The organism is Phenylobacterium sp. (assembly GCF_004297125.1).
Lineage (GTDB): Bacteria > Pseudomonadota > Alphaproteobacteria > Caulobacterales > Caulobacteraceae > Phenylobacterium.
Genome location: NZ_SCVD01000030.1, coordinates 1 through 12,029 on the forward strand (window position 1 = coordinate 1; position 12,029 = coordinate 12,029).

Here is a 12,029-nt window from a genome sequence, read left to right on the forward strand (position 1 = left end):
TCTGCCGTGGGTGTACGAAGCTTGAGAGGATCTGTCCCTAGTACGAGAGGACCGGGATGGACACACCTCTGGTGGACCTGTCGTGGCGCCAGCCGCGCAGCAGGGTAGCTAAGTGTGGAATAGATAACCGCTGAAAGCATCTAAGCGGGAAACTAACCTCAAAACAAGGCTTCGCTGAGAGCCGTGGTAGACCACCACGTTGATAGGCCAGGTGTGGAAGTGCCGCGAGGCATGGAGCTTACTGGTACTAATCGCTCGATCGGCTTGATCGTTCTTAGTAATACTCATGCGTGCTTTGCATGCAGCCAATGATGTCTTCTCATTCTGATCTGCTTGGTTGACCTGGTGGTTATGCCGAGGAGTCCCCACCCGATCCCATTCCGAACTCGGTCGTTAAGCTCCTCAGGGCCAATGGTACTTCGTCTCAAGGCGCGGGAGAGTAGGTCGCCGCCAGGTCTACCAAGCAGATCAGGATCCAGAACCCTTCAATTCACGATGTCATTTCAGGCTTTGCCGCGGGGTGGAGCAGCCCGGTAGCTCGTCAGGCTCATAACCTGAAGGTCACAGGTTCAAATCCTGTCCCCGCACCCAAAGCTTCCAGCCGATCGTATTCGCAGCCTCCTTCGGGAGGCATTTTTGATTCCGGCCTGCATCTGGGGCCCACCGTGGCGGTCCCGCTATCGCGCGGGGCCGTTTCCGCATCTAGCGCCGCGGCACGAGACCCAGCGGCGCGGCGGTTTCGCGCCGGTCGATGAAGCGCTGGTCGCGTGGGTCGTTGCTGATCGTCGTCTGCACCGACCCGAAGCCGTAGGTGGTGGTGTTGCTGTAGACGCTGGAACCTCCGCTGAAGCCGCTGCTGTAGCTGGCGCCCGACGCGGGCCGGCCGCTTCCGGCGAAGGTGTCCTGCAGCCGCGGGCCCGAGCTCTGGGTCGGCTTGAGGTGCTGGGCGGCGTCGCGGCTCGGCGGGGCCGAGGAGATGGTGAGCGCCAGGCAGGGCGTGCCGCCCAGGATCGCGAGGCCGGAGACGAGGGCGAACAGCCGCATGTGAGGCTCCTTCAGGACTGCGCCGAGCCTGGGTCCGGGAGCCGCGCCCGTCAAGCGATGCCTCAGGTGACCTGGGCCACCCGCAGCGAATTGGTGCCCCCGGAGCGGCCGAAGGGCACCCCGGCGATCACCACGATCTCCTCGCGACGCTTGGCGAACCCGCTCTTCAGCGCCAGCGTCGCGGCCTGGGCCACGGTCTCCGTCATCGTATGGGTCGTCTCGGAGGTCAGGGCATGCACGCCCCAGACCAGGGCGAGCCGCCGCGCGGTCTCGAGGCTGGGGGTCAGGCCGAGGATCGGCACGTCGGGCCGTTCGCGCGAAATCCGGATGGCCGTGCGACCCGAAAGCGAGAAGGCGGCGACCGCCTTGGCCTCGATGGTCTCGGCGACCTGCCGCGCCGCGGCGCAGATGGCGTCGCCGGCGGATTTCTCGGGCTTCGGCCGCATCGCGGCGCGACCGGCCCGGAGGTCGTCGTCGTCCTCGGTGCGGGCGATGATCCGATCCATCATCCGCACGGTCTCGACCGGATATTTGCCGGTGGCGCTCTCGGCGGACAGCATCACGGCGTCGGCCCCGTCGAACACGGCGGTCGCGACGTCGGAAGCCTCGGCGCGCGTCGGCGTCGGGTTCTCGATCATGCTCTCCATCATCTGGGTGGCCACCACGACGGGGCGGCCGAAGCGATGGGCGGCCCGGATCAGGCGCTTCTGGATCAGCGGCACGTCCTCGGCCGGCAGTTCCACACCCAGGTCGCCCCGGGCCACCATGATGGCGTCGGAGAGGCGCAGCACTTCGTCGATGGATTGCAGCGCCCCCGGCTTCTCGATCTTCGAGAGGATGAAGGCTCGATCGCCGACGATCTCGCGGGCCTCGGCCACATCCTCCGGCCGCTGCACGAACGACAGCCCGATCCAGTCGCAGCCGTGCTCCAGGGCGAAGGCCAGGTCGGAACGGTCCTTCCTGGTCAGCGCCGGGATCGGCAGCACCAGGCCGGGCAGGTTCACGCCCTTGTGGTCCGAGAGGCGGCCGCCGACGATCACCCGCGTTTCCAGGAACTCCGGCGTCTGGCGGGTGACCTCGAGGCGGATCTTGCCGTCATCCAGCAACAGGACCGAGCCAGGGCTGGCGGCGGCCATGATCTCGGGATGGGGAAGCTGCACGCGCTGGCCGTCGCCCGGCCGTTCCTGGAGGTCGAGGCGCAGTGTGCGGCCCCACTGCAGCACGACCGCTCCGCCGGCGAAGCGCCCGACCCGGAGCTTGGGCCCCTGAAGGTCGGCCAGGATGCCGATCGGCCGGCCGGTCTTCTTCTCGACCTTGCGGATCCGCTCGACCACCTCGGCGTGCCCTTCCTGGGCGCCGTGGCTGAAGTTGAGGCGGAAGACGTCGGCTCCCGTGCGGAACAGTTCCTCGAGCCGCTCGAGGCTGGAGGAGGCCGGCCCGATGGTGGCCACGATCTTCACCCGCCGGCGGCGCCGGATCGCTTCAGCCACGCGGGCGGTCTCCCTCTTGGTCCGCGAATCCGGACGTGCCAATTTGGCCCTCGCCGGTCCTGCCAGCAAGCAACCGCCGGGCCGCCAGTTCGGTTTCTCGATTGTCGGGATAGGGTGCGCTCGGACGTCCTAAGGTCGGAACAATCGGAAGGAGCTTCCCATGCCCTATGTGGACGGTTTCGTGCTGGCGGTGCCGAAGGCGAAGATCGAGGCCTACAAGGCCATGGCCGCCTTGGGCGGCAAGGTCTGGATGGAGCACGGCGCGCTCAGCTACGTCGAGACCTTCGCCGACGACGTACCCTATGGCGAACTGACCTCGTTCCCTCGCGCGGTCCAGGCCAAGGACGACGAAGTGGTGGTGTTCTCCTGGGCGACCTACGAGTCCCGGGAGCACCGCGACACGGTGATGGCCAAGGTAATGGCCGACGAGCGGCTGAAGGACGGCGACATGCCGTTCGACGGCAAGCGGATGATCTACGGCGGCTTCCAAAGCTTCATCGCCCTCTAACGCCCGCGGCGCGGCGTCGAGAAGTGGTGCAGGCCGCGTCCCGATGCTGCGCAACGCCGCCGCATTACCGCGATTTATCTTGGCCGCGCCGGCGGCGCGGGACACATAAGGGCCGCATCGGACGGGCTTGAGGGAGCCGTCGTCCCAGGAGCCGCCCCAACGTGCTGTCCCTTGTCGCCGCCCTCTCGATGGCCGCCCCGCAGGCGCCGGACCTGCCGCGCATGCCCGCCATCGAGCGTACGCCCCAGGTCACCTACCTCGACCGCAACGGCGCGGTGATCGGGGTGCGCGGCGGACGGTTCGCGCCGCCCGTGGACGTGGCCAGGCTGCCGCCTTATGTGCCCGCGGCGTTCGTGGCCATCGAGGACCGACGGTTCTACGAGCATGACGGCTTCGATCCTCGCGGCATCGCTCGCGCCATCGTCATGGGGCTGAGCGAGGGGCGCGCGACCCAGGGCGCCTCGACCATCACGCAGCAGCTGGCGCGGAACCTGTTCCTCAGCCAGGAGCGGACCCTGGAGCGCAAGGCCACGGAACTGGTCTATGCGATCGACCTGGAACGCAGCTACAGCAAGAAGCAGATCCTGGGTCTCTATCTCAGTCGGGTCTATTTCGGCGCCGGAGCCTATGGCCTGGAAGCCGCCTCGCAGCGATATTTCAACAAGCCGGCCGCCGGGCTCTCGATCCGCGAAGCCGCCATCCTGGCCGGCATCCTGAAATCGCCCACCGGCTACAATCCCATCGAGCAGCCAGAACGGTCAGCCGAGCGGACGAAGCTGGTCCTTGCGGCCATGGTCGAGACCGGCGCCATCACCCCCGCGCAGCGCGAGAAGGCGCTGGCCCAGAAGCCCCGGATCTTCAAGACCGCGGCCACGGCGCCGTCGCAGTACTTCGTCGACTGGGTGGACGCGGAGGTCCGCCGCATGGTCCCGAAGCTCACCCGCGACCTCACTGTCGACACCACCCTGGACCAGCGGATGGAGACCGCGGCGGGCGACGCCGCCAAGGCCACGGTCGGGCGCTTCAGGACCCAGGGCGCCGACCAAGCGGCCATCGTGGCGATGGACGGTTCCGGCCGGGTCCGCGCGCTGGTCGGCGGGATCGACTATCCGACCGCCCCCTACAACCGCGCGGTCAGCGCGCGGCGCCAGGCCGGCTCGGCCTGGAAGCCCTTCGTCTATCTGACGGCCCTGGAGCAGGGCCGTACGCCGGACACGCCAGTGATCGACGAGCCGGTGACGATCAACGGCTGGACGCCCAGCAACTACGAGGTCGGCAGCTACCTGGGCCCCATCACCCTGGAAACGGCGCTGGCCAAGTCGGTGAACACCGTGGCCGCGCGGCTGGCCGACGAGGTGGGACGCCCACAGGTGGCGCTGACCGCCCGACGCATCGGCATCAGCTCGCCCGTCAACACCGACCCCGCCATGGCGCTGGGCACCACCCTGGTCTCGCCGCTGGAAATGACCCAGGCCTACGCCGCGTTCTCGAACAGCGGCAATCGCGTCCAGGCCTATGGCATCGAGAGGATCCGCTCGGGCGGCACGATTATCTACCAGAAGCGGACGCCCGCGCCGGTCCCGGCCATCGCCAACCCGGCGCTGGGCGAGCTGAACCGGATGCTGCGCACGGTCATGGTCGCCGGCACCGGCGCACGGGCGAATGTCGCGGGCTACGACCTGGCCGGCAAGACCGGCACCACCTCGGACTACAAGGACGCCTGGTTCTGCGGTTATACGGGCGGCTTCGCGAGTTGCGCCTGGATGGGCCGCGATGACGCCAAGCCCATGGGGCGGATCAGCGGCGCGACGGCGCCGGCCGAGATGTGGCGGGGCTTCATGACGACGGCGCTCAAGCGCGCGCCGACCCAGGCGATCCCACTAGGCCCGCCCGCGCCGGTCCCGACGCCGCCGGTGGAGATCGCCGCGCAGGCCGTCGCGCCGGAGGCTACGGCCTCCCCGCCGCCGGTCGATCCGCCGACGGACTAGAACCGACCCGCGCACGCTGGTCTAAGGTCGGTCCGGGAACGATCGCGGGAACGCCGATGAACAGGTACTGGACCTTGGCCGACCGGCCGCTGCCGCCATGGCCCGAGCCGGACACCTTCGAGCTGCGGGAAGGCCCCATCCCGACGCCGGCGGAGGGTCAGGCGCTGACCCGGACGATCTACGTCTCCCTCGACCCTTACCAATGGGGCTACAAGCGGCGCGGCGTCGAACCGGCGGGCGGGCCCTGTCATGCGCGCACCGTCTCGCAGGTCGTCGAGAGCCGGATGGAGGGCCTCGCGCCCGGCGACTTCGTGTTCAACACCAACGGCTGGGCCGAGTATGGCCTGATGGGGGAGGGCGTCGCGCGGCCCGCCTACATGATCCCGCGCAAGCTGGACCCGGCCCAAGGGCGCATCTCCCAGGCGGTCGGTGTGCTGGGCATGCTGGGCCTGACCGCCTATGCGGGGATGATCCTGATGGCGGAACCCAAGGCGGGCGAGACCGTGGTGGTCTCGGCCGCGTCCGGTGGCGTCGGCCAGATCGCGGGCCAGCTTGCCCGGCTGCGCGGCTGCCGCGTGGTGGGGATCGCCGGCCGGGAAGACAAATGCCGGTTCGTCGTTGACGAACTGGGGTTCGACGCCTGCGTCTCTCACCTGAGCTCGACGCTTCCGCAGGATCTGGCGGCAGCCTGTCCGGCGGGCGTGGATGTCTATTTCGAAAACGTCGGCGGCGCGGTGTTCGATGCGGTCCTGCCGCTGTTCAACGCAGGCGCGCGGATGACGATCTGCGGGCTGATCGCCCACTATGGCGACGCTGCGGGGATGGACGCGCGGGCCGAGCTGATGCGCCGCGGCGAGGCGATCTTCCGCGAGCGCGGGGTCAAGGTGGGCGACCTGTTCGTCGGCGACTACGTCGCCGCGCACCAGGACGCCTTCCTTCGCGACATGGCCGGCTGGGTCGCCTCGGGCGAGGTTCGCTATCGGGAGGACATCCGCGAGGGTCTGGAGACCGTGCCCGCCGCCTTCGCCGAGATGCTGCGCGGCGGCAATTTCGGCAAGATGCTGGTGAGGATCGCCGCCGACCCCACAGGCTAGGGCCTCGCGCCAAGAAGAAGGCCGGGCGGATGGCTCCGCCCGGCCTCATCTTTGCGAATGCGACGGTCGCCGCGTCCCCGACTACATGCGGTAGCGGACACCGAAGATGATGGTGCGGCCGAAGTGGTTGTTCTCGTAGGCGCGGTTGGCTTCCTTATCGACGTACCGGTCACGATAGTCGTCCGTCAGGTTGATCCCCTCCAGAGACAGTTCGAGCTGTTCCGTCACGCGGTACTTCACCGAGGCGTCGACGTTCACCGACGAGTTGTAACCCTCGAAGATGTTGCCCGTGGCGCTGGCGTTGTCGACGAAGCCGGAACGATAGGCGATCGAGGCGCGGGCGCTGAACTTGCCCTCTTCATAGTAGAGGGTGGCGTTGTAGGCGCGCTTGGCCAGCCCATAGAGCGGCGAGTCGACGTCCAGGCCCGGCGAGGCGCCGCCCGGCGTGGTCGCCGGACCGGAGACCCGATAAGTCACGTTGGAGTCCACGAACGTCGCGTTCGCGATGCCGCCGAAGTTGGCCCAGAAGCCGGGCAGGAAGCTGAACGGCGCCTGGATGGCCAGCTCGACGCCCTTGAGGCTGCCGCCGCTGCCGTTCTCGGTCGTCGAGATGGTCCAGGCCTGGCCCTCGACGTTCGACGCCGCGGGCGAGCTCGGGTTGATGACCGAGGTCGGGAGGCCGGTCGACGCGAAGGTGCCGGTCCGGGTCACGCCCAGGGGGAAGGACTGGATGTCCTTCTTGAACACCGCGACCGACGCCACCGCCTGGGGTGCGAAGTACCACTCGACGCCGGCGTCGTAGGCCTTGGCCCGGAACGGATCCAGCTTCGGATTGCCGAACGTGACGCGGTAGTTGAAGCCATCGACGGTGCCGCCGGGGGTCAGGTTGCCGAGGTTCGGCCGGGTCATCACCTCCGACGCCGCGGCGCGGATGATGATCTGCTCGGTCGGGAAGATCGCCAGGTTCACGGCCGGAAGCCAGTCGTGATACTTGCGCTTCGCCGTCACCTCGACGCCGCTGTTCAGCCCGGTCGACGATTGGTCGGTCTCCATGTAGCGGAGACCGGCATTGGCGGCGAAGCGGATACCGCCGATCTCGCCTTTGAAGTTGCCCTGCACGAAACCGCCGGTGTCTTCCTCCCGCACCGAACGGATATTGCCCGCGTCGATGGCGGCGGTGCGGCCGTAGAGGCCGGTGAAAGCCGCGGCGGCGTCGATGTCCGGGACCACCCAGGTCGTCGTCGTACCGGAGGGTTGCCCGGCGCTGCCGAGGTTGACGGTCCGGCTAAGGGCCGCAGTTCCGCGATAGCCGTAGACGGCGTTGGCGCCGAAGACGCTCGACGGGGTGCAGGTGATGGTTCCGAGAACGGCGTCCGGTCCGGCCGTCGTCCGGGTCGGGCAGACGACGGTGTCACGGGTGTAGGCTTCAAGGTCGAAGTCGAAGCGGCGGTAGACGGCCCCGGCGACAAGCTGCACGCCCTCGGTCACGTCCCATTCCAGGTTTCCGGCCAGCGTCTTGAATTTGTTCGTGTTGTTCGACGGCCGGTCGCGCAGTTCGGCAAGCTGGAAGTTGGCCGGATCGGTCACGCTGGTGCCGAAGGTGAGAAGGGGACTGCGGGAGTCGGTATAGTCGTAGTGGTAACCGGCGGCGTCGCGGTCGTCGTACACGAAGGTCGTCTCGACCGGGATGTCGGCGTCCGACTTCGAAATGCCCCCAAGCACGTTGACGCGGAAGTTGTCCGTGAACTCGTGGCTGGCGTTCAGGCTGAACTGGTAGAACTCGGTCTCCGACTTGCGCAGATAGTTCTCGGTCCGCACCCAGGCGTCGTCGAAGGTGCCGGCGACGATGTCGTTGGTGGCCGGGTCGATGGTCAGATTCCGGGCGTCGATCGAGCGTTCGTTAGAGCGGAACAGCACCTCGGCCCACTGCTCGGTCCGCGTCTCGCGGAACCGCGAGTACAGGCCGTCCAGCGAGACCTTGGTGCGTTCGGTCGGCGCCCACTGGAGGCTGCCGGTGAGGCCGATCCGCTCGCGGTCGTGACCCACCTTGCCGTAACGCGGGATGCGGGGATGGAAGGCCAGGGCCGCGGCGTTACACCCGGCGCTGGGCACATAGGTTCCGCCGCTGTTCGGCGCCGTGAAGCAGCGGACGCCATCGACCGAGTCGAACCGCGCCTGCGCCCACCGGACCGTATTGTTGCCGAGCTCCAGCGTATCGTTCTTCGTGTAGGCGCCGGACAGGGAGGCTCCGAAGACCCCGTCCTCGGACCTCCATGAGACCAGGCCGGCGAGCCGCGGGCCGATATCGTCGCTGAGGTCGTTGTATTGGCCCTGAGCGGAGATGACGGCGGTGAGCCCCGCCTTGCCGGCGAGAGGGTTGCCGGTGTTCAGGTCGACCACGGCGCCCAGCGAGCCTTCGTCGAGCGAGGCCTCGGCCGTCTTGTGCACCACCAGGGAATTGAAGAGTTCCGACGCGAAGACGTTGAAGTCGAAGGCCCGGTCGCGATTGGGGCTGGCGCCGTCCGTGGACGTTGCGATGGCCTCAAGGCCGTTGACCCTGACGCGCGTGAACTGGCCCGAAAGACCCCGGACCGTGATGGCGCGCCCTTCGCCGCCGTCACGCTGAATCGAGATGCCGGGAATCCGCTGCAGCGACTCGGCCAGGTTCTGATCGGGGAACTTGGCGATGTCTTCGGCGACGATCACATCGACCGAGGAGACTGTTTCGCGCTTTACATTGATTGCGGCGCCCAGCGATTGGCGGAAGCCGGTGACGACGATTTCGTCGACCTCCGCGGATTCGGCCGCTGGCGCGGTCTGAGCCGCGGCCTGGCCGGCGGCGATCGCGCCGAGAGCCAGAATGGACACGCCGCAAACCAGCCGGCGCAGGCGGAAATCGCCCGGTCGCATCATCAGTATCCCTCCCCATCCACGACGGCGGCGCCGTCGTGTGACCGTCCGTGCGGCCTTGTTTCGCGTCCGACGCCGGTTGTAATGACACCGGTGTCATATTACCCTGGATTCACGCGCTCAAAACGAAGCAAACCCCAGGCGTGGAGGGAACATGCCTTTCACTGACACCGGTGTCAACACAGTGACAATCCATCTCAACCGGACCCCGCGGCGGCCGAACCCCGTGTTCTCGGACGAGTACAGCATCGTGCGCGGGGTGCTCATCGGCGCGCGCCGGGAGGCGGGGCTCAGCCAGCGCGCCCTGGCGGCGCGCCTCGGGAAGACCGGCTCGCACGTAGCCATGATCGAGCGCGGGCAGCGGCGCGTGGACCTGCTGGAGTTCTGCCGGATCGCCGATAGCCTCGGCGTTTCCGCCGACGCCCTGGTCCACCGGATCGCCGAGCAACTGGGCGCGCTGAAGGCTGCGGCTTAGGGGCGTGGCGGCAGGTTGCGGTCCTGGCCGCCGCCTGACGCGGCCTATTCGGGAATGCGCGTGAGCTGCGTGTAGGCGATCCGCCATCGCCCGGCCTGCTTCACCCAGAAATGGGCGATGCGCAGCCGCCGCGTCTGACGGCGACCGTCCTGAGTCCAGCTGAGCTTGAAGGCCCACGCCGTCAAGGCGGCGTCGCCCCGCACCTGATAAGTGAGCGGTGTGACCTCGTAAGGATCGATCCTGAAGCCCGGCGCGGCGAAGTCGGCGAGATAGGACGCCTTACCCTGGACGCTCGCGTCCGAGTTCACGAGCACATAGTCCTCGGTCACCAGGGCTGCGAGCGTCCTCGTGTCGTTGTGCGCCGTCGCCTGGTTGTAGGCGCCCAGCGCGCGGGCGAGGTCGGGCGGCAAGGCCTGGAGCTGCGGTGTGGCTGCCCGAGCGGCGGCGGCGGGCGCCACCCACCACAGGGTCGCGGCGATCAAGGCCATGGTGACGGCCCTGTGGCCGGTACGTTTCTCCGCGATCATGGCCGCCCCCCAACAAGGTGATCGTGGGCAGGCGAGCGTGGACGACGCAAGAAGGCACCTTCCGGTAACCGCGAAGACGAGGCGGCTATCGGAGGTCCCGCACCGCGCCGCGCGCCGCGCTGGTGGTGAAGGCCGCGTACGCGCGCAGGGCAAGCGACACCTTCCTGTCGCGCCCGACCGGCCGCCAGGCTTGAGAGCCACGCGCCAGCATGGCCGCGCGCCGGTTCGCCAGTTCCGCCTCCGTGACCTGCAGTTCGATCGACCGGCCGGGAATATTGATTGAGATCCGGTCGCCGTCCTCGATCAGGCCGATCACGCCCCCTTCCGCCGCCTCGGGCGAAACGTGGCCGATCGACAGGCCGGAGGTGCCGCCGGAGAACCGGCCATCGGTGATCAGGGCGCAGGCCTTTCCCAGGCCCTTCGATTTCAGATAGCTGGTCGGATACAGCATCTCCTGCATCCCCGGGCCGCCGCGAGGTCCCTCGTAGCGGATCACCACCACGTCGCCCGCCTTGATCCTGCCGGTCAGGATGGCGTTGACGGCTGCGTCCTGGCTCTCGAACACGCGCGCCGGCCCCGAGAAGACGAGGATGCTGTCGTCGACGCCGGCCGTCTTCACGATGCAGCCGTCCACGGCCAGGTTGCCCTTCAGGACCGCCAACCCGCCGTCCTTCGAGAAGGCATGCTCGACGCTGCGGATGACGCCGGCCTCGCGGTCCAGATCGAGGTCCGCCCAGCGACGGCTCTGGCTGAACGCGACCTGGGTCGGCACGCCGCCGGGGGCTGCCTTGTAGAAGGTCTGTACGGTCTCGCTGTTGGTGCGCTGAATGTCCCAACGGTCCAGCGCCTCGCCCAGGGTCCGGCTATGCACAGTGGGTGTGTCGGTGTGGAGCAGGCCGGCGCGATCCAACTCGCCGAGGATCGCCATCACGCCGCCGGCGCGGTGGACGTCCTCCATGTGCACGTCGGCCTTGGCCGGCGCCACCTTCGACAGGCACGGGACCCGGCGCGACAGGCGGTCGATGTCCGCCATGGTGAAATTGACCTCCGCCTCGTGCGCCGCCGCCAGCAGGTGCAGGACGGTGTTGGTCGAGCCGCCCATGGCGATGTCGAGGCTCATCGCGTTCTCGAAGGCCGCGAAGTTCGCCACCGACCGCGGCAGGACGCTTGCATCCTCCTGCTCGTAGTAGGCGCGGGTGATGTCGACGATCAGGCGGCCGGCCTCGAGGAACAGGCGTTCGCGGTCGGCGTGCGTCGCCAGGACCGAGCCGTTGCCGGGCAGCGACAGGCCCAGCGCTTCGGTCAGGCAGTTCATCGAATTGGCGGTGAACATCCCCGAGCACGAGCCGCATGTCGGACAGGCGGATCGCTCGATCACGGCGACGTCGGCGTCGCTGACGGAGTCGTCGGCCGCCGCGACCATGGCGTCCACCAGGTCGAGGGCCACCTCCTTGCCCTTCAGGACGACCTTGCCGGCTTCCATCGGCCCGCCGGAGACGAACACCGTGGGCAGGTTGAGGCGCAGTGACGCCATCAGCATGCCGGGCGTGATCTTGTCGCAGTTGGAGATGCACACCAGGGCGTCGACGCAGTGCGCGTTGGCCATGTACTCGACGCTGTCGGCGATCAGCTCGCGCGAGGGCAGGCTGTAGAGCATGCCGTCGTGGCCCATGGCGATGCCGTCGTCGACGGCGATGGTGTTGAACTCCTTGGCCACGCCGCCGGCGCGCTCGATCTCACGGGCGACCAGTTGCCCCAGGTCCTTCAGATGCACGTGTCCAGGCACGAACTGGGTGAAGGAATTCACCACCGCGATGATCGGCTTGCCGAAATCCGCGTCCTTCATGCCCGTGGCCCGCCAAAGGCCCCGGGCGCCGGCCATGTTGCGGCCGTGGGTGGAGGTGCGGGAGCGGTAGGGGGGCATGGCGGCGTCCTGGCTGATCCGCCGCGGAATAGCCCCGCCGTCCTCGCGCGGGAAATATACTTTTGGGAT

General features: G+C 68.1%; 9 protein-coding genes, 1 tRNA gene and 2 rRNA genes. 7 read left to right on the top strand and 5 right to left on the bottom strand.

Annotated features, from left to right (window positions below):
• The 3 genes from EPO51_RS21525 to EPO51_RS21535 form a co-directional block, all read left to right on the top strand.
• Positions 1 to 272, top strand: a 23S ribosomal RNA gene (locus EPO51_RS21525); the annotation flags it as partial.
• A gap of 69 nt (positions 273 to 341) precedes the next feature.
• A 5S ribosomal RNA gene (gene rrf, locus EPO51_RS21530) occupies positions 342 to 456 on the top strand.
• Positions 457 to 514: 58 nt separating this feature from the next.
• Positions 515 to 591: transfer RNA gene (locus EPO51_RS21535), tRNA-Met, on the top strand.
• A gap of 111 nt (positions 592 to 702) precedes the next feature.
• Here EPO51_RS21535 and EPO51_RS21540 read toward each other — a convergent pair.
• The gene (locus EPO51_RS21540; RefSeq protein ID WP_293354451.1) at positions 703 to 1,044 is read right to left on the bottom strand and encodes a hypothetical protein; all 342 of its coding nucleotides are present in this window, start codon (positions 1,042 to 1,044) and stop codon (positions 703 to 705) included.
• Between the two features lie 62 nt (positions 1,045 to 1,106).
• Positions 1,107 to 2,522 carry a pyruvate kinase gene (gene pyk, locus EPO51_RS21545; RefSeq protein WP_293354732.1) on the bottom strand — a complete coding sequence of 472 codons (1,416 nt, stop codon included), beginning with the start codon at positions 2,520 to 2,522 and terminating at the stop codon, positions 1,107 to 1,109.
• Positions 2,523 to 2,694: 172 nt separating this feature from the next.
• Between pyk and EPO51_RS21550 the strand changes: the two genes are divergently transcribed.
• From EPO51_RS21550 to EPO51_RS21560, 3 genes are all read left to right on the top strand, one after another.
• A complete protein-coding gene (locus EPO51_RS21550; protein WP_293354453.1) occupies positions 2,695 to 3,042 on the top strand; it encodes a DUF1428 domain-containing protein in 348 nt (115 codons plus the stop codon).
• A 161-nt stretch (positions 3,043 to 3,203) separates the two neighbouring features.
• Positions 3,204 to 5,030, top strand: a complete 1,827-nt coding sequence (locus EPO51_RS21555) for a transglycosylase domain-containing protein (protein ID WP_293354455.1) — start codon at positions 3,204 to 3,206, stop codon at positions 5,028 to 5,030.
• 56 nt (positions 5,031 to 5,086) lie between these two features.
• On the top strand, positions 5,087 to 6,124 hold the full coding sequence (locus tag EPO51_RS21560; RefSeq protein ID WP_293354457.1) for an NADP-dependent oxidoreductase: 1,038 nt from the start codon (positions 5,087 to 5,089) through the stop codon (positions 6,122 to 6,124).
• An 81-nt stretch (positions 6,125 to 6,205) separates the two neighbouring features.
• Here EPO51_RS21560 and EPO51_RS21565 read toward each other — a convergent pair whose 3' ends face one another.
• Complete coding sequence (locus tag EPO51_RS21565) at positions 6,206 to 9,037, bottom strand: TonB-dependent receptor (protein ID WP_293354459.1); 2,832 nt, start codon at positions 9,035 to 9,037, stop codon at positions 6,206 to 6,208.
• Positions 9,038 to 9,188: 151 nt separating this feature from the next.
• Between EPO51_RS21565 and EPO51_RS21570 the strand changes: the two genes are divergently transcribed.
• Entirely contained in the window at positions 9,189 to 9,509 is a 321-nt protein-coding gene (locus EPO51_RS21570; RefSeq protein ID WP_293354461.1) for a helix-turn-helix domain-containing protein, read from the top strand.
• Between the two features lie 44 nt (positions 9,510 to 9,553).
• Here the strand turns inward: EPO51_RS21570 and EPO51_RS21575 are convergent, their stop codons facing one another.
• Both EPO51_RS21575 and ilvD read right to left on the bottom strand, forming a co-directional pair.
• A complete protein-coding gene (locus EPO51_RS21575; RefSeq protein WP_293354463.1) occupies positions 9,554 to 10,036 on the bottom strand; it encodes a nuclear transport factor 2 family protein in 483 nt (160 codons plus the stop codon).
• A gap of 85 nt (positions 10,037 to 10,121) precedes the next feature.
• Positions 10,122 to 11,960: a dihydroxy-acid dehydratase gene (gene ilvD / locus EPO51_RS21580; protein ID WP_293354465.1), complete on the bottom strand. Its 1,839-nt coding sequence runs from the start codon at positions 11,958 to 11,960 to the stop codon at positions 10,122 to 10,124.
• Positions 11,961 to 12,029: the final 69 nt, after the last annotated feature.